At 65.2% G+C, this 15945-nt stretch carries 16 protein-coding genes; 3 read left to right on the top strand and 13 right to left on the bottom strand.

The window, feature by feature from the left end; genetic code table 11:
- Window positions 1-271: 271 nt before the first annotated feature.
- Both pyrC and FYK34_RS18625 read right to left on the bottom strand, forming a co-directional pair.
- The gene (gene pyrC, locus FYK34_RS18630) at window positions 272-1306 is read right to left on the bottom strand and encodes a dihydroorotase (RefSeq protein ID WP_149299106.1); all 1035 of its coding nucleotides are present in this window, start codon (window positions 1304-1306) and stop codon (window positions 272-274) included.
- A gap of 65 nt (window positions 1307-1371) precedes the next feature.
- Complete coding sequence (locus FYK34_RS18625; protein WP_149299104.1) at window positions 1372-1602, bottom strand: sulfurtransferase TusA family protein; 231 nt, start codon at window positions 1600-1602, stop codon at window positions 1372-1374.
- Between the two features lie 123 nt (window positions 1603-1725).
- Here FYK34_RS18625 and FYK34_RS18620 point away from each other — a divergent pair, with 123 nt between their 5' ends.
- The 3 genes from FYK34_RS18620 (at window position 1726) to FYK34_RS18610 (ending at window position 3677) form a co-directional block, all read left to right on the top strand.
- Complete coding sequence (locus FYK34_RS18620) at window positions 1726-2490, top strand: NRDE family protein (protein WP_149300082.1); 765 nt, start codon at window positions 1726-1728, stop codon at window positions 2488-2490.
- A 14-nt stretch (window positions 2491-2504) separates the two neighbouring features.
- Complete coding sequence (locus FYK34_RS20590; protein ID WP_168209802.1) at window positions 2505-3011, top strand: CNP1-like family protein; 507 nt, start codon at window positions 2505-2507, stop codon at window positions 3009-3011.
- Between the two features lie 69 nt (window positions 3012-3080).
- Window positions 3081-3677, top strand: coding sequence for a PDDEXK family nuclease (locus tag FYK34_RS18610; RefSeq protein ID WP_149299100.1), 597 nt, complete (start codon window positions 3081-3083; stop codon window positions 3675-3677).
- A 42-nt stretch (window positions 3678-3719) separates the two neighbouring features.
- On the opposite strand, the gene moaC is transcribed toward FYK34_RS18610, so the two are convergent.
- The 11 genes from moaC to mraY all read right to left on the bottom strand — a co-directional run bounded on the left by moaC (window position 3720) and on the right by mraY (window position 15944).
- Window positions 3720-4199, bottom strand: coding sequence for a cyclic pyranopterin monophosphate synthase MoaC (gene moaC, locus FYK34_RS18605; protein ID WP_149299098.1), 480 nt, complete (start codon window positions 4197-4199; stop codon window positions 3720-3722).
- Window positions 4200-4553: 354 nt separating this feature from the next.
- Window positions 4554-5465: a UDP-3-O-acyl-N-acetylglucosamine deacetylase gene (lpxC, locus tag FYK34_RS18600; RefSeq protein WP_168209841.1), complete on the bottom strand. Its 912-nt coding sequence runs from the start codon at window positions 5463-5465 to the stop codon at window positions 4554-4556.
- A 112-nt stretch (window positions 5466-5577) separates the two neighbouring features.
- Window positions 5578-6765, bottom strand: a complete 1188-nt coding sequence (gene ftsZ / locus FYK34_RS18595; protein ID WP_149299094.1) for a cell division protein FtsZ — start codon at window positions 6763-6765, stop codon at window positions 5578-5580.
- A gap of 102 nt (window positions 6766-6867) precedes the next feature.
- A complete protein-coding gene (gene ftsA / locus FYK34_RS18590; protein ID WP_196782760.1) occupies window positions 6868-8082 on the bottom strand; it encodes a cell division protein FtsA in 1215 nt (404 codons plus the stop codon).
- A gap of 46 nt (window positions 8083-8128) precedes the next feature.
- Window positions 8129-8854 (bottom strand): cell division protein FtsQ/DivIB, encoded by a 726-nt coding sequence (locus FYK34_RS18585; protein WP_149299090.1) that lies wholly within the window; start codon window positions 8852-8854, stop codon window positions 8129-8131.
- Entirely contained in the window at window positions 8844-9755 is a 912-nt protein-coding gene (locus tag FYK34_RS18580; protein WP_149299088.1) for a D-alanine--D-alanine ligase, read from the bottom strand. Before FYK34_RS18580 ends, FYK34_RS18585 begins: the two co-directional genes overlap by 11 nt.
- A gap of 48 nt (window positions 9756-9803) precedes the next feature.
- Complete coding sequence (gene murC, locus FYK34_RS18575; protein WP_149299085.1) at window positions 9804-11201, bottom strand: UDP-N-acetylmuramate--L-alanine ligase; 1398 nt, start codon at window positions 11199-11201, stop codon at window positions 9804-9806.
- Window positions 11202-11213: 12 nt separating this feature from the next.
- Window positions 11214-12323: an undecaprenyldiphospho-muramoylpentapeptide beta-N-acetylglucosaminyltransferase gene (murG, locus tag FYK34_RS18570; RefSeq protein WP_149299083.1), complete on the bottom strand. Its 1110-nt coding sequence runs from the start codon at window positions 12321-12323 to the stop codon at window positions 11214-11216.
- 5 nt (window positions 12324-12328) lie between these two features.
- Window positions 12329-13486: a putative lipid II flippase FtsW gene (gene ftsW, locus FYK34_RS18565; RefSeq protein ID WP_149299081.1), complete on the bottom strand. Its 1158-nt coding sequence runs from the start codon at window positions 13484-13486 to the stop codon at window positions 12329-12331.
- On the bottom strand, window positions 13483-14847 hold the full coding sequence (gene murD / locus FYK34_RS18560) for a UDP-N-acetylmuramoyl-L-alanine--D-glutamate ligase (protein ID WP_149299079.1): 1365 nt from the start codon (window positions 14845-14847) through the stop codon (window positions 13483-13485). The genes ftsW and murD overlap by 4 nt, the downstream gene beginning before the upstream one ends.
- Before the next feature lie 11 nt (window positions 14848-14858).
- Complete coding sequence (mraY, locus tag FYK34_RS18555; protein WP_149299077.1) at window positions 14859-15944, bottom strand: phospho-N-acetylmuramoyl-pentapeptide-transferase; 1086 nt, start codon at window positions 15942-15944, stop codon at window positions 14859-14861.
- Window position 15945 lies beyond the last annotated feature (1 nt).

Here is a 15945-nt window from a genome sequence, read left to right as displayed (position 1 = left end):
TCCGACAATGGACTGTCCGTGCAAATCAATGGCTTGACGCGGCGGCGCAATTTATACTCATTGCATTTCTGCATGCAAAATACTACTGACGGCGATCACCAGGACTCATGATGGCAGCGGATGGCAGCCACTGAACGCCCCCACTGAATCGCCATATGCTAATTCAGTTGAAAGCTCAATGGAAAGCATTTCCTCAGCAACTTCGAGTGAAATGAAAAAAGCCGCTAAAAAGCGGCTTTGGCATTAAATTTTCTCAATGCAGCGTGGTTTTTTATCCTTGCAGGCGCCATGCCACGCTCTCGCCCGCGCGCAGCGGCACCAGGCTGTCGCCCGGGTAAGGCAGCTCGGCCGGCACGGTCCAGCTTTCCTTGCGCAGGGTGATGCGGTCGCCATTGGCCGGCAAGCCGTAGAAGGCCGGGCCATTCAGGCTGGCGAAGGCTTCCAGCTTGTCCAGCGCGCAGGCGGCCTCGAAGGCCTCGGCATACAGCTCGATCGCGGCGTTGGCGGTATACATGCCGGCGCAACCGCAGGCGGCCTCCTTGGCGCCCTTGGCGTGCGGCGCGCTGTCGGTGCCGAGGAAGAATTTGGCCGAGCCGGAGGTGGCCGCCTTGACCAGGGCCTGGCGGTGCAGCTCGCGCTTGAGCACCGGCAGACAGTAATGATGCGGACGGATGCCGCCGACGAACAGCGCGTTGCGGTTCATCAGCAGATGGTGGGCGGTGATGGTGGCGGCGACATTGGCCGGCGCGGCGGCGACGAACTCGGCCGCCTCGCGGGTGGTGATGTGCTCGAACACCACTTTCAGATTCGGCAGCTGGGCCAGCAGCGGCTTCATCACCCGTTCGATGAACGCCGCCTCGCGGTCGAACACGTCGATGTCGGCGTCGGTCACTTCGCCGTGCACCAACAGCGGCATGCCCGCTTCCGCCATCGCCTGCAGCGCGGGCATGGCGTGGGCGATGTCGGTGACGCCGTGGTCGGAATTGGTGGTGGCCCCGGCCGGATACAGCTTGACGCCATGCACGAAGCCGCAGGCCTTGGCCTTGCGGATTTCTTCCGCGCTGGTCTTGTCGGTCAGATACAGCGTCATCAGCGGCTCGAAGGCGCTGCCGGCCGGACGCGCGGCCAGGATGCGCTCGCGGTAGGCGGCGGCGGCTTCGACGGTGGTGACCGGCGGCTTCAGATTGGGCATCACGATGGCGCGGCCCATCTGGCGGCAGGTATCGGGCAGCACGGCGGCCAGCGCGGCGTCGTCGCGCAGGTGCAGGTGCCAATCGTCGGGGCGGATCAGGGTGAGTGTCTGCATGGCGGATGGCTTCGATCTAAAAGTGGGATAAAACAATGGCGACGGGGTCTCCGTCGCCTGGGCGGTCATTTGCGGCGCAGCACCATGCGGAACTTGCCTTCATCGGTAGTCGTGGACTCGACCAGCCCATTGCCGGTCTGGCGGCAAAACGCCTCGAAGTCCTTGGGCGCGCCCGGATCGGTGGCGATCACTTCCAGCACGGCGCCGCTTTCCATGTCCGCCAGCGCCTTCTTGGCGCGCAGTATCGGCAACGGGCAATTCAGGCCGGAAAGGTCGATGTGTTTGTCGGGTGTCATGGACCGGTGTCCTCAGCCATATCGGGTTACAATGGGGAAAACCTGGCGCGGCCGCGATGCGCGGCAAGCCGTAGCCGTATAGTTTACGCCAGACGTCAAGCCTTGCCCAAATCGGTCCGTATCATGTGCATCATCGCCTTCGCTTACAAAATGCCGGGCATGGGCCAGCTGGTCCTGCTGGCCAACCGCGACGAATACTACGCCCGCCCCGCCGCGCCGCTGGACTGGTGGCCGGAATACCCCCATGCCCTGGGCGGCCGCGACCTGCAATCCGGCGGCAGCTGGCTGATGGTGGACGGCCGCAACCGCATCGCCGCGATCACCAATTTCCGCGACGGCTTTCCGGCCAAGGCCGAGCGCTCGCGCGGCGAGCTGGTGCAGCGCTTCGTCGGCGGCGACGAGGACCCATTCGCCTTCGCCGACTGGCTGCGCGCCGAAAGCCATCGCTACGCGCCGTTCAATCTCTTGTTCGGCAGCACCTCGGACCTGTTCTTCTTCCACAGCCCCGGCCGCCAGATCGCCCGCGTCACGCCGGGCCTCCATACCCTGTCCAACGCCACGCTGGACACGCCGTGGTTCAAGAGCCGCCGGCTGGCGGCCCATCTGACCGAGTTTGGCCGCGTGCCGACCGAGGACCAGGCCTACGCCGCGCTGGCCGACCCGACGCCGGCCGGCCCGGGCGAGCTGCCCAATACCCGCATCGGCCTGGCCTTGGAAAAGGTCTTGTCGCCCATCTTCATCCAGGGCCGCGACTACGGCACCCGCAGCTCCATGCTGCTGACGGTGAGCAGCCGCGGCGACATCGGCTTTTCCGAGCTGAGCTGGGGCCTGGCCGGCCGCGAAACCGGCCGCCGTCATTTCAACTTGCGCGCCGGCACGGCGCGCTGATCCGGAGCACTCCCTTGAAACACCGCCTGACCCTGCCCGCGCTGCTGGCGCTGTGCCTGAGCCTGACCGCCCATGCCGAAGGCAAGCTGATCAAGAACGACAATTACGCCGTGGACACCGACAAGCCGTGGGAAGAGCAGGCCTACGCCTTGCCCGCCTACCCGCAGGCGGCCGACTGGATCGAGGTCAAGCCGGACTGGCTGCAAAGCAACCGCTTCTTCATCGACGCCAAGACGCTCAGCGTGGGCCAGGACGGCGTGGTGCGTTATATCAGCAAAGTGCTTAGCGGCAAGGTGGAAAACCTCAGCGTGGAAGGCATCCAGTGCAAGAACAATCAATACAAAGCCTATGGCTTTGGCGACAGCATCCATCATGACTGGATCGCGGCCATGGCCCCGCAGTGGCAAGGCATTGCCTATGGCGACAAGCTGCGGCGCGAGTTACGCACGCTGCTGTGCCCATACGGCAGCGCGCCGCGCGATGCGGCCGAGGCGGTGGCGGCCTTGCGCAAGGGCGATTGAGCCCAGGCGCGAATGCGCTGCGCGGATGTTCTAAGATGAAGCATCTGACTTGCAACCGCGTAGGCGCCGATGGATCAGCAAACTCAGCAACAGAGCCGGGAAAGGGAGTGGGTCAGGCGGCTGTTCGAGCAGAAAGGCATCGCGCCGCTTGACGTCAGGTCCTTGAAATGCCCGGCCCCGGACGTGGGCGTCGCCCTGTCGGACGGCCGCTTCCTGGCCATAGAGGTGACCGAGGTGCTGGCCGGCGAGCATGCCCGCCGCAATGCCCGCAAGAAAGAGATTCAACAGGCCCAACAGGCCGCCGGCGGCATCGGCGCCATTTTCACCCGCCCGGCCAGCGCGCTGGACGTGGCCTCTCGCATCGAGGCCAAGATAGGCAAAGACTACCAGGTGCCGCACGGCCATCAGCTGCATCTGCTGTTGGCCGCCGGCACCTTCGAACATGGCGCGGTGCCCGCCGCCATGTTGCTGTATATCTCCATCCAGGAGCTAAACCAGCTCACCCATGCCATGCTGGCGCGCTCGCGCTATCAACATGTCTATCTGCATCTGCAGCGGGGGCGCGGACTGTATGAATGGAACCGGCTGGACCGCTGGCATGAAATCCACACCCCCATTCGCGAAGACTGCGCCGGTCTATTGCCGCAGCGGCAAGCCGGCGTCTAAGCGCGGTGGGCGCGGGGAGCGCGCCGCAAACGTGGATAGCCGTTAACCGTCCGCCCGCCAGCCGCCGCTCTTGCCGCCGTCTTTCTCCAGCAGGCGGATGCCGCCGATTTCCATGCCGCGGTCCACCGCCTTGCACATATCGTAGATGGTCAAAAGGCCGACATTGACCGCCGTCAGCGCTTCCATTTCCACCCCGGTCTGGCCGTTGCACTCGGCCGTGACCTCGATGCGCACGGCGGATTCGCCCTCCCGCAGTTCGAAATCCACCGCCAGCCGCGTCAAGGCAATGGGATGGCACAGCGGGATCAGGTCCCAGGTTTTCTTGGCCGCCATGATGGCGGCGACGCGCGCGATGCCCAGCACGTCGCCCTTCTTGTGGCCGCCATCCCGCACCAGCGCGAAGGTGGCCGGCAGCATGCGGATCACGCCCTCGGCCACCGCGCGCCGCGCCGTGGCCGGTTTGGCGCCGACATCGACCATATGGGCTTGGCCGGCGGCATCGAAATGGGTGAGTCGGGTCATGGCAAACCTTTCGAGTCAAACATGATTAGCCGCGGGCGCACACGGAAAGGCACGGACAGCATCCGCCGATGCGGCTTTCTCAACACGAGTCCGCTAGTCCGCGCGTGCCCGCTCAAGCGCCATGCATTCCGTGCTCTTCCATGTGTCCCCATGGCTATCACGCTCAGATTGAACCCTCCGCGCAACCTGCGGAATATCAGCCAAAACAGCAAATGACAAGCTGCTGGCCAGCGCGCCAGCGTGCAATCGCCGGAGCAGACGGCGCGGCTCATGGGTGAAGGCGAAGCCTGGCAGCGCCCAGCCTATGGTCAAGATCGTCAGCAGCCGCCATCGCCGCCAGAAACCGAATACGGCTCAATCCGGCTGCGGCAGCTGATGGAAGCTGGATGGCGCGTCCAGCACATCGTCGAAACTGACGAACTCCCACGCCTCAGGCGTGGCCAATAGCTTGCGCAGCAGCTTGTTGTTCATGGCATGGCCGGATTTGTGGCCGGAGAAGGCGGCGATTAGCGGATGGCCGATGATGTAGAGGTCGCCGATGGCGTCCAGCAGCTTGTGGCGGACAAACTCGTCCGGGAAGCGCAAGCCTTCTGGATTGAGCACGTATTCGTCGTCGATGACGATGGCGTTATCCAGGCTGCCGCCGCGGCCCAGGCCGTGGCTGCGCATGTATTCCAGCTCGTGCATGAAACCGAAGGTGCGGGCCCGGCTGATCTCGTCCATATAGGAGTGGCGGGCGAAGTCCACTTCCACCGTCTGCGGCGCGCGGTTGAACGCCGGATGGTTGAACACGATGCCGAGCTTGACCTTGAAGCCTTCGTGCGGGTCCAGCCTGACCCATACGTCGCCCTCTTCCACCGCCACGCTCTGCTTGACGCGGATGAAACGCTTTTTCTTGGGCTGATCGACCACCCCGGCCGTCTGCAACAGGTAAAGAAACGGCGCGGCGGAGCCATCCATGATGGGCATTTCCGCCGCCGTCACTTCTACGATCAGGTTGTCGATGCCGAAGCCGGCAAAGGCCGACATCAGGTGCTCGATCGTGCCGACACGCACGCCGGTGTCCGTCACCAGCGTGGAGGAGAGGCGCGTGTCGTTCACGAGCGAGGGTTCAGCCTTCACATCGACCGGCTCGGGCAAGTCGGTGCGACGGAAGACGATGCCGGTATCGGGCGGCGCCGGCAGCAGGGTGAGCTTCACCCGCTCGCCGGAATGCAGACCGACGCCCGTGGCGCTGATCGCTTGCTTCAGCGTGCGCTGCAAAATCATTTCAGGCTACTCAATCAATCGGGAATGCCCGATTCTAGCATAGCGATTCGCTATGCTTTATTGATTGATTCGCTGGCATGAATAGCGTTTATCTATCCGCGTCCTCCGCTCAGTCCGCCTGCTTGCGCAGGAAGGCCGGGATGTCGTAGCTTTCGCTCACTTCCGGGTTGGAGAAGTCCAGCGACGGCGAGGCGCGGCGACGGCCGGTGCGCATGATGGCCGGCGCGTCCAGGTCTTCGTAGTTCACCATTTCCACGGCGCGGTCGTCGGTGCCGGTCTTGACGATCTTGATGTACTCCGGACGCTCTTCGTTGCGCGGGCTCTTCTTCTGGCCCAGGCCGGTGGCGATCAAGGTCACGCGGATGGTGTCTTCCGGCATGTCCTCCACTTCGGCGGTGCCGAACTTGATCTGCGCGTCCTCGTCCGCGTACTGGCGGATGATGCCCATGATTTCGCGGTATTCGCTCATCTTCAGGCAGCCCGGGGCGGTGGAGATGTTCACCAGCACGCCGCGCGCGCCTTCCAGGGTGATGTTGTCCAGCAGCGGGCTGGCCACGGCCTGCTCGGCGGCCACGCGGGCGCGGTCGATGCCGGCAGCGTAGGCGGAACCCATCATCGCCAGGCCCATCTCCCCCATCACGGTGCGCACGTCGGCGAAGTCGACGTTGATCAGGCCCGGGCAGGTGATCACTTCGGCGATGCCTGCCACGGCGCCCTTCAGCACGTCGTCGGCGGCGCGGAAGGCTTCGCGCATGGTCACGTCCTCGCCCAGCACTTCCATCAGCTTCTCGTTGGGGATCACGATCAGCGAATCCACATGCTTCTTCAGGTCCTCGATGCCGTTCTGCGCCACTTTCAGGCGTTTGCCTTCGTGCTCGAACGGACGGGTGACCACGCCCACGGTCAGGATGCCCATTTCCTTGGCCACTTCGGCCACAACGGGCGCCGCGCCGGTGCCGGTGCCGCCGCCCATGCCGGCGGTGACGAACACCATGTTCGCGCCGCGCAGCGTTTCCGCGATGCGCTCGCGGTCTTCCAGGGCGGCGCTGCGGCCCACTTCAGGGTTGGCGCCGGCGCCCAGGCCGCGCGTCAGGTTGGAGCCCAGCTGCAGCTTCTGCGGCGCGCGGTTGCGCTGCAGCGACTGCGCGTCGGTGTTGGCGCAGATGAATTCCACGCCGTGCACATTGCCGGAAATCATGTTGTCGATGGCGTTGCAGCCGCCGCCGCCCACGCCGATCACCTTGATCACGGCCGCGCTGGCCGTCTCTTGCATCACTTCGAAAACCATTCCGCTCATTTCCCTCTCCTCACATAAAGATGAGCCATTGCCCAACTTAGGTACTGCGCCCGAACTACATTTGGATGTGCCGCCGGCCCATGCCGGCGGCGCTCAATCGCATCAGAAATTGCTGCCAAACCACGCCTTCATGCGCGAGAACATCTGGCCCATGCCGCCGCTCTCCGCCTTCACCGGGCCGGCATAGCCCTGGATCTGGTCCTTGCCGTACAACAGCAGGCCCACGCCGGTGGAGAAGCGCGGCGTCTTCACCACTTCGGCCAGGCCGCCCACATACTTGGGCACGCCCACGCGCACCGGCAGGTGGAACACTTCTTCGGCCAGCTCCACCATGCCCGGCATCAGGCTGGCGCCGCCGGTCAACACCATGCCGGAGGACAGCAGTTCTTCAAAGCCGCTGCGGCGCAGCTCCTGCTGCACCAGCTGGAACAGCTCTTCCACGCGCGGCTCGACCACCTCGGCCAGGGTGGCGCGCGACATCTGGCGCGGACCGCGCTCGCCCACGCCCGGCACTTCTATCATCTGCGCCGGGTCGGCCATGCCCACCAGGGCCACGCCGTGCTGAATCTTGATGTCCTCGGCTTCCTTGGTCGGGGTACGCAGCGCCATGGCGATGTCGTTGGTGATCTGGTCGCCGGCGATCGGGATCACCGCGGTGTGGCGGATGGCGCCGCCGACATAGACGGCGATGTCGGTGGTGCCGCCGCCGATGTCGATCAGGCACACGCCCAGGTCTTTTTCATCTTCCGACAGCACGGCGATGGCCGAGGCCATGGGCTGCAGCACCAGGTCGGACACTTCCAGGCCGCAGCGGCGCACGCACTTGGTCACGTTCTGCGCGGCGGACACCGCGCCGGTGACGATGTGCACCTTGGCCTCCAGCCGCACGCCGCTCATGCCCAGCGGCTCGCGCACGCCTTCCTGGCCGTCGATGCTGTATTCCTGGGTCAGGATGTGCAGCACCTGATGGTCCGGCGGAATGGTCACCGCGCGCGCGGTCTCGATCACGCGGTCGATGTCCATCTTGGTGACTTCGCGATCCTTGATCGCCACCATGCCGTGCGAGTTCACGCTCTTGATGTGGCTGCCGGCGATGCCGACGAACACCTCGTGAATCTTGCAGTCGGCCATCAGCTCGGCCTCTTCCAGCGCGCGCTGGATCGCCTGCACGGTGGACTCGATGTTCACCACCATGCCGCGCTTCAGGCCGCGCGACGGGGTGTGGCCCATGCCGACGATGTTAAGCTGGCCGTCTTCCAGCACCTCGGCCACGATCGCCACGATCTTGGAGGTGCCGATGTCCAGGCCGACCAGCATGTTTTTGCTTTCCTTGGGTTTGCTCACCTGTCGCTCCAAAGCCTAATCACTTGTGTCCTTTGGCCGGCGGCGCCTTGTAATCGGGCATCCGCACGGCGAATCCATTCGGGTAGCGCAGGTCGACGTATTCGATGTGATACGGCAACCGCGCCAACTCGCTCTTCCAGTAGGTGGCGAAGCGTTCCGCCCTCGCCACCGCGTCATTTCTGCCCAGCTCCAGCTCCAGCTGGTTGTCCAACACCACTTTCCACGCCCGCCGCGACGACAGCCACAGCTCGCGCGGCGCCAGGCCCGACGGCTGCAAGGCCTGACGCAGCTGCGTCAGCATCGCCGTCATGTCCTTCTCCGCGCCCGCCGGACCGTAAAACACCGGCAAGTTGGCGTCGCTGGCGGCGTCGAAGCGCTCGCCGCGGGTGTTGACCAGACCGTTTTCTCCCCAGCGCGCCAGCGCCGCATGCTCCTCCACGGTGATATCCAGCGCGTCCGGCCAGCGCCGTCTCACCTGCGCGTCGCGCACCCACGGCAGCTTGCCGAAGGCGGCGCGCGTCTTGTCGATATCCAGCGTGAAGAAGGTGCCGGACAGTTCATGCTCCGCGATGAATTTCAGCTGTTCCGCCGTCACCCGGTTCATGTCGCCCTGTATCCGTATCTTCTTCACCGGGAACACCGGCGCGTGCGTCAGCCAGAATCCCCCCGCGTACAGCAGCATCAGCGCCGAGGCGCCCAGCAGCAGATTGGCCAGGCTCCTTAGCAGCCGATGGTTATCCCACATGCACCGTATCCAATACCTTCAGACACAGATCCTCGTAGGCGATCCCTTCGGCCCGCGCCGCCATCGGCACCAGGCTGTGGCTGGTCATACCCGGGCTGGTATTCGCTTCCAGCAGGTAGATCTCGCCCGCCTCGTCCATCAGGAAATCCACCCGGCTCCAGCCGCGGCAGCCCAATACCTGGAACGCCTTCAAAGCCAGCTCGCGCGCCCGGGCTTCCACTTCCGGCGAAAGGCCGGACGGACAGCGGTAGACCGTGTCGTCACGGAAATACTTGGCCTGGTAGTCGTAATACTCGGTGGCCGGCTCGATCTTGATCGTCGGGTAAGCCGTCTCGCCTATCACCGCGCAGGTGTATTCGCCGCCGCCGATGAACTGCTCGGCGATCACCACGTCGTCGTACTTGCGCGCTTCTTCAAACGCCGCGCGCAACTCGCCCGGCTGCTTCACCTTGGTCACGCCTATGCTCGAACCCTCGGTCGACGGCTTGACGAAGAGGGGCAGGCCCAATTGCTTTTCGATGGCGTCGAAATCGCTGCCCTCGTCCAACAGTTCAAAGGCCGGAATCGGCAGCCCCGCGCCCTTCCACAGCAGCTTGGTGCGCCACTTGTCCATGGCGATGGCCGAGGCCATCACGCCGCAGCCGGTATACGGCATCCCCAACGCTTCCAATGCGCCCTGCAGCGTGCCGTCCTCGCCGAAGGGGCCGTGCAGGATGTTGAACACGCAATCGAACCCCTCTTCCTTCAGCGCCGCCAACGGTTTTTCCGACGGGTCGAAACGATGGGCGTCCACGCCCTTCGATTGCAGCGCCGCCAGCACGCCCGCGCCGCTCATCAGCGACACTTCGCGCTCGGACGAGCTGCCGCCCATCAACACCGCCACCTTGCCGTACTGCTTCATCTATCTATCCTCAACAAGCCCGCGCCGGCGGCGCGGGCGAAAATCCTGTCAAACCGCCTGCGCGGCCACAACCTTGGCCGGCACCGCGCCGACCGAGCCCGCGCCCATGGTCACCACCACGTCGCCGTCGTGCGCCGCGTCCAGAATGGTCTGCGGCAGGTCGGCGATGGCCTCGACGAACAACGGCTCCACCTTGCCGCCCACGCGCACCGCGCGCGCCAGCGCCCGGCCGTCTGCCGCCACGATCGGCGCTTCGCCGGCCGCGTACACTTCGCACAGCAGCAGCGCGTCCACGCCGGACAGCACCTTGACGAAGTCTTCGAACAAGTCGCGGGTGCGGGTGTAACGGTGCGGCTGAAAGGCCAGCACCAGGCGCCGGCCCGGGAAAGCGCCGCGCACGGCGGCCAGCGTGGCCGCCATTTCCACCGGATGGTGGCCGTAGTCGTCGATCAGGGTGAAACTGCCGCCATCCTTGGCTTTCACCTCGCCGTAGCGCTGGAAGCGGCGGCCGACGCCGGCGAACTCCGCCAGGCCCAACTGGATGGCTTCTATGCTGGCGCCGCACTCCAGGCCGATGGCGATGGCGGACAGCGCGTTGAGCACGTTGTGGCGCCCCGGCAGGTTCAACACCAGCGGGAAACGCGTGGTGACGCCGTTTTTCACCACCACGTCGAAATGCATCTGGCCGGCTACGGCACGCACGTTTTCGGCATAGATGTCGGCGCTGTCGTCCAGACCGTAGGTGGTGACCGGCCGGGTGATGCGGGACTTGATCTCGCGGACGTTGGGATCGTCTACGCACAGCACGGCGCGGCCGTAGAACGGCATGCGCTGCAGGAAGTCGACGAAAGCCTGTTTCAGCTTGTCGAAGCTGTGGTCGTAGGTGTCCATGTGGTCGGCGTCGATATTGGTCACCACCGCCATCACCGGGGTCAGATGCAGGAAGGACGCGTCGGATTCGTCGGCCTCGGCCACCAGGAACTCGCCGGAGCCGAGCTTGGCGTTGGCGCCGGCTGCGGTCAGCTTGCCGCCGATGACGAAGGTCGGGTCCAGCCCGGCCGCGCCCAGCACCGAGGCGGTCAGGCTGGTGGTGGTGGTCTTGCCATGAGTGCCGGCGATGGCGATGCCCTGCTTGAAGCGCATCAGCTCGGCCAGCATCATCGCGCGCGGAATCACCGGGATGCGCTTGTCGCGCGCCGCCAGCACTTCCGGGTTGTCCGCCTTCACCGCGGTGGACGTCACCACCACGTCGGCGCCTTCGATATACGTGGCGTCGTGGCCGAAGAACACGCGCACGCCTTCGGCCGCCAGCCGCTTGGTGGTGGCGTTGTCGGCCATGTCCGAACCGGACACGGTATAGCCCAGGCCGTGCAGCACCTCGGCGATGCCGCACATGCCGACGCCGCCTATGCCCACGAAATGTATGTGTTTGACCCTGTGTTTCATGTCTGTGTGTCTCTACTGGGACGCTTCTGCGGCGTCCGGTCTATCCCCGGCCAGCTGCTGGCACAGGTCGGCCACCCGGCCGGCCGCGCCCAGGCGGGCCAGCGCGCGCGCGCGCTCCGCCTTTTGCAGCAACTGGTCTCTGTCCAGCGTCGCCAACAGGCCAGCCAGCCCATCGGCAGTCAATTCTTTTTGCGGCAAATGCCAAGCCGCGCCTTCTTTTTCCATCCACTCCGCGTTGTCGCGCTGATGGCTGGTGGTGGACACCACCAGCGGCACCAGCACGCTGGGCACGCCGGCCGCGCACAGCTCGCTGACCGTGATCGCGCCGGCGCGGCAGAGGATCAGGTCGCACTCGGCCAGGCGCTTAGGCATGTCGTCGACAAAGGGCAACAGCTCTACCTGATCCCGCAGGCCCGCCGCCTGATAGGCCGCTTCGACCGAAGCGAAATTGGCCTCGCCGGTCTGGTGCGTCAATTGCGGCCGCTTGTCGGCCGGCAGCTTGGCCATCGCCTGCGGCAAGGTTTCGTTCAACACCTTGGCGCCCAGGCTGCCGCCCACCACCAGCACCTTCAGCGGCCCGCGGCGGCCGGCGAAGCGCACGGCCGGCGCGGCGATGTCTTCGATCTCTCTCCGCACCGGATTGCCGGTAACCAGCGCCTTGGCCTGCTTGGCCGCGCTGCCGTCGAAACCGCACACCAGCTTCTTGGCGAAAGGCAGCAAGGCCTGGTTGCTCAGCAACAGGCTGGCGTCGGCGTTGACCAGGGCCAGCGGTTTCCACAGCAGGCCGGCCATCACGCCGCCGGGCAGGCAGACATAGCCGCCCATGCCCAGCACCACGTCCGGCCGGTGCTGGAAAATCAGCCCCGCGCACTTGAAGAACGCGCCCGCCAGCTGCAGCGCGCCCTGGATCGAGCCAAACAGGCCCTTGCCGCGCACGCCGTGGAAATTCAGCCGTTCAAGTTCAATGCCGGTCGGCGGCACCAGCTTGTTTTCCATGCCGCGGCGGGTGCCCAGCCACACCACCTTCCAGCCCCGGCTTTGCAATTCCTTGGCCACGGCGAGGCCGGGGACGATGTGTCCACCCGTGCCTGCCGCCATCACCATGACCGTACGATTCGCCATCTTCGTCAAACCTTGTAGCCGCGCATGATGCGTCGGTTCTCATAATCCACTCGCAACAGCACCGCCATCGCGATCAAATTCATCAACATGGCCGAGCCGCCGAAGGACATCAGCGGCAGGGTCAGGCCCTTGGTGGGCAGCAAACCCATATTCACGCCCACATTGAAAAACACTTGGATGCCCAGCCAGATGCCCATGCCTTGCGCCACCAGCGCCTGGTAGTAGCGCTCCAGCTTTCTCGACTCCACGCCGATGTGGAAAGCGCGGCGCACGATCCAGGCGTACAGTCCGATCAATACGCAGATGCCGACAAAGCCGAACTCCTCGGCGATCACCGCCAGGATGAAGTCGGTATGCGCTTCCGGCAGATAGAACAGCTTCTCTATGCTGCCGCCCAGGCCCACGCCCAGCCATTCGCCGCGGCCGATGGCGATCAGCGAGTGGGACAGCTGGTAACCCTTGCCGTACGGGTCGTCCCACGGGTCCATGAAACCCAGCACCCGCTTCAAGCGGTACGGCGAGGAGATGATCAGCAGCACGATGGCCACCACCGCCATCACCGCCAGGCCACTGAAAATACGCAGATTGATGCCGCCCAGGAACAACAGGCCCATGGCGATGCTCATCACCACCATCAGCGCGCCGAAGTCCGGTTCGCGCAGCAGCAGGAAGGCCACCACCACCATGGCGGCGAACATCGGCGCGAAGCCCTCCTTGATGCTGTGCAGCAAATGGCTCTTGCGCACCGTGTAATCGGCCGCGTACAGCACGGTGGCGAACTTCATCACCTCGGACGGCTGCAGGTTCAACACCAACAAATTGATCCAGCGCCGCGAGCCGTTCACCACCCGGCCGATGCCGGGAATCAACACCAGCACCAGCAAGACCAGGCCGATCAAGAACAGCTTGCCGGAGTACTTCTGCCAGAACGACGTCGGCACCAGGAAGGCGATGTAACCGACGCTCAAGCCGATCACCATGAACACGATGTGGCGCATCAAGTAGAAGTAGCGGTTATGCGTCGCCGCGTCGGCCTCCGCATAGGCGATGGACGCCGAATACACCATCACCAGGCTGATGGACAGCAGCAAGGCCAGGGCCCAGGCCAGCGCCTCGTCCAGGGGGGTGATCGCCGTGTAGCGGCTGGCCGGATTGCGGATCATGCGCGCTCCGCCTTCACCGCCGCCACGGTGTCGATGAACACCTGGGCGCGATGCGCGTAGTTCTTGAACATGTCCAGGCTGGCGCAGGCCGGCGACAGCAAGACCGCGTCGCCGGGTTGGGCCAATGCCGCCGCGCGGCGCGTGGCGTCTTCCAGCGTGTCGAAGCGCTCCAACGCCACGCCGCTGCCCGCCAGCGCCTGCTCGATCTTGGCCGCGTCGCGGCCGATCAGCAGCACGGCGCGCGCGATGCGGGCGCAGGCCGGCCTCAAGGGCGCGAAGTCCTGGCCCTTGCCGTCGCCGCCGGCAATCAGCACCACGGGGCGCGTCATGCCGTTCAAGGCCGCCTCGGTGGCGCCCACATTGGTGCCCTTGGAGTCGTCGATGAAGGCGACGCCGTCGAATTCGTCCACCAGCTCGACGCGATGCTCAAGTCCACGGAAAGTCTTCAACCCGCCCAGCAATTTATCCAACGGCAGGCCTATCGCCTGGCACAGGCCCAGCGCGGCCAGCGCGTTGGCGGCGTTGTGCAGGCCTTGCAGCTGCATCTCGGCGCAATCGAACACCTTCTCGCCCTGCACGCTGAGCCAATAGCGGCCCGCTTCCACCGCCAGCGCGTAATCGGCCTCGCCTTGCAGCGAAAACCACTTCAGCGCATGGCCGGGGCGGGCCATGGCGCGCACCAGCGCGTCGTCCTTGTTCAGCACCTGCGCGCCCTGGCCGTGGAACACCCGGGTCTTGGCGTGGGCGTAGTCCAGCAGGTCCGCGTAGCGGTCCAAGTGGTCCTCGGAAATATTCAGCACCGTGGCGGCATCGGCCTGCAGCGTGAAGGTGGACTCCAGCTGGAAGCTGGACAATTCCAGCACCCACACATCGGGGCGCTTGCCGCTGTGCTCGCGTTCCAGCTGCGCCTCCAGCACCGCCAGGCCGATATTGCCGGCGACGACGGTGTCCAGTCCGGCGGCCTCGCACAGATGGCCCACCAGGCTGGTGACCGTGCTCTTGCCGTTGGAGCCGGTGATGGCGATCACCTGGCTGCCATCGCCATGGATGGCGCGCGCCAGGATCTCGATATCGCCGACGACCTCGCCGCCGGCGCGGCGGAAGGCGGCGATGGCCGGATTGGCCAGCGGCACGCCGGGGCTGACCACCAACAAGTCGGAACCGGCGAAGGTGGCGTCCTCAAACGCGCCGGCGATGACTTCGGTGCCCGGCAGATGGCGCTCCAGCTCGGCCAGCCGCTCGGCGGACGGCTTGGCGTCGGCCACGCGCACGCGCGCGCCGTGGGCGGCCAGATAGCGCGCGGCCGCCAGGCCCGAGCCTCCCAGCCCCACCACCGTCACCTGTCGCTTGGCGTAATCCATGGCGTTCATCCTCAGCGCAGCTTCAGCGTGGACAGGCCGACCAGCACCAGCATCATGGTGATGATCCAGAAACGCACCACCACCTGGGTTTCCTTCCAACCCTTCAGCTCATAGTGGTGATGCAGCGGCGCCATGCGGAACACGCGCTTGCCGGTCAGCTTGAACGAGGCCACCTGTATCATCACCGACAGCGCCTCCATCACGAACAGGCCGCCCATGAAGAACAGCACGATCTCCTGGCGCACGATCACCGCCACCGTGCCCAAGGCCGCGCCCAGCGCCAGCGCGCCGACGTCGCCCATGAACACCTGGGCCGGATAGGCGTTGAACCACAGGAAGCCCAGGCAGGCCCCGCACATCGCGGCGCAGAACACCACCACCTCATGCGCGCCGGGAATAAAGGGCACGCCCAGGTACTTGGAAAACACCGCGTGGCCCGCGACATAGGCGAAAATCGACAAGCCGGCCGCCACCAGCACGGTGGGCAGCGCCGCCAGGCCGTCCAGGCCGTCGGTCAGGTTGACAGCGTTGGAGGTGCCGACGATCACCAGATAGGTCAGCACGCAAAAACCCACCGCGCCCAGCGGATAGGCGATGGTCTTGACGAAGGGCACGATGAACTCGGTGGAAGCCGGCAGCTTGGCGGTGGCGATCAGGAATACGCCGGCGCCGATGGCGATGGCGGATTGCCAAGCCATCTTGAACTTGGCGGACACGCCTTTCGGGTCCTTGTACACCACCTTGCGCCAGTCGTCGTAAAAGCCCAGCGCGCCGGTGCCCAGCATCACCGCCAGCAGCAGCCACACGTATTTGTTAGACAGGTCGGCCCACAACAGCGTGGTCAGGGTGATGGCCAGCAGGATCAGCGAACCGCCCATGGTGGGGGTGCCGGCCTTGACCAGATGGGTTTGCGGGCCGTCGTTGCGCACGGCCTGGCCCACTTTCAGCTCGGTCAGCTTGCGGATCACCCACGGCCCCATCAGCAAGGAAATCGACAGGGACGTCAGCGCCGCCATCACCGCGCGCAGCGTGATGTAGTTGAAGACATTGAAGGCCCGGATATGCGAGCCCAACAGATCAGCCAGCCAAAGCAGCACC

This window comes from Chromobacterium paludis (assembly GCF_008275125.1).
In the GTDB taxonomy this organism is placed as follows: Bacteria; Pseudomonadota; Gammaproteobacteria; order Burkholderiales; family Chromobacteriaceae; genus Chromobacterium; species Chromobacterium paludis.
Note: the sequence above shows the minus strand (reverse complement) of the source record. Positions and strands in the feature narration are given on the sequence as shown.

Bases quoted from the DNA above. Each gene is read 5' to 3' on its own strand.
- pyrC (WP_149299106.1), bottom strand. From the start codon at position 1,306: ATGCAGACACTCACCCTGATCCGCCCCGACGATTGGCACCTGCACCTG.
- FYK34_RS18625 (WP_149299104.1), bottom strand. From the start codon at position 1,602: ATGACACCCGACAAACACATCGACCTTTCCGGCCTGAATTGCCCGTTG.
- FYK34_RS18620 (WP_149300082.1), top strand. From the start codon at position 1,726: ATGTGCATCATCGCCTTCGCTTACAAAATGCCGGGCATGGGCCAGCTG.
- FYK34_RS18610 (WP_149299100.1), top strand. From the start codon at position 3,081: ATGGATCAGCAAACTCAGCAACAGAGCCGGGAAAGGGAGTGGGTCAGG.
- moaC (WP_149299098.1), bottom strand. From the start codon at position 4,199: ATGACCCGACTCACCCATTTCGATGCCGCCGGCCAAGCCCATATGGTC.
- ftsZ (WP_149299094.1), bottom strand. From the start codon at position 6,765: ATGAGCGGAATGGTTTTCGAAGTGATGCAAGAGACGGCCAGCGCGGCC.
- ftsA (WP_196782760.1), bottom strand. From the start codon at position 8,082: ATGCTGGTCGGCCTGGACATCGGCACCTCCAAGATCGTGGCGATCGTG.
- FYK34_RS18585 (WP_149299090.1), bottom strand. From the start codon at position 8,854: ATGTGGGATAACCATCGGCTGCTAAGGAGCCTGGCCAATCTGCTGCTG.
- FYK34_RS18580 (WP_149299088.1), bottom strand. From the start codon at position 9,755: ATGAAGCAGTACGGCAAGGTGGCGGTGTTGATGGGCGGCAGCTCGTCC.
- murC (WP_149299085.1), bottom strand. From the start codon at position 11,201: ATGAAACACAGGGTCAAACACATACATTTCGTGGGCATAGGCGGCGTC.
- murG (WP_149299083.1), bottom strand. From the start codon at position 12,323: ATGGCGAATCGTACGGTCATGGTGATGGCGGCAGGCACGGGTGGACAC.
- ftsW (WP_149299081.1), bottom strand. From the start codon at position 13,486: ATGATCCGCAATCCGGCCAGCCGCTACACGGCGATCACCCCCCTGGAC.
- murD (WP_149299079.1), bottom strand. From the start codon at position 14,847: ATGGATTACGCCAAGCGACAGGTGACGGTGGTGGGGCTGGGAGGCTCG.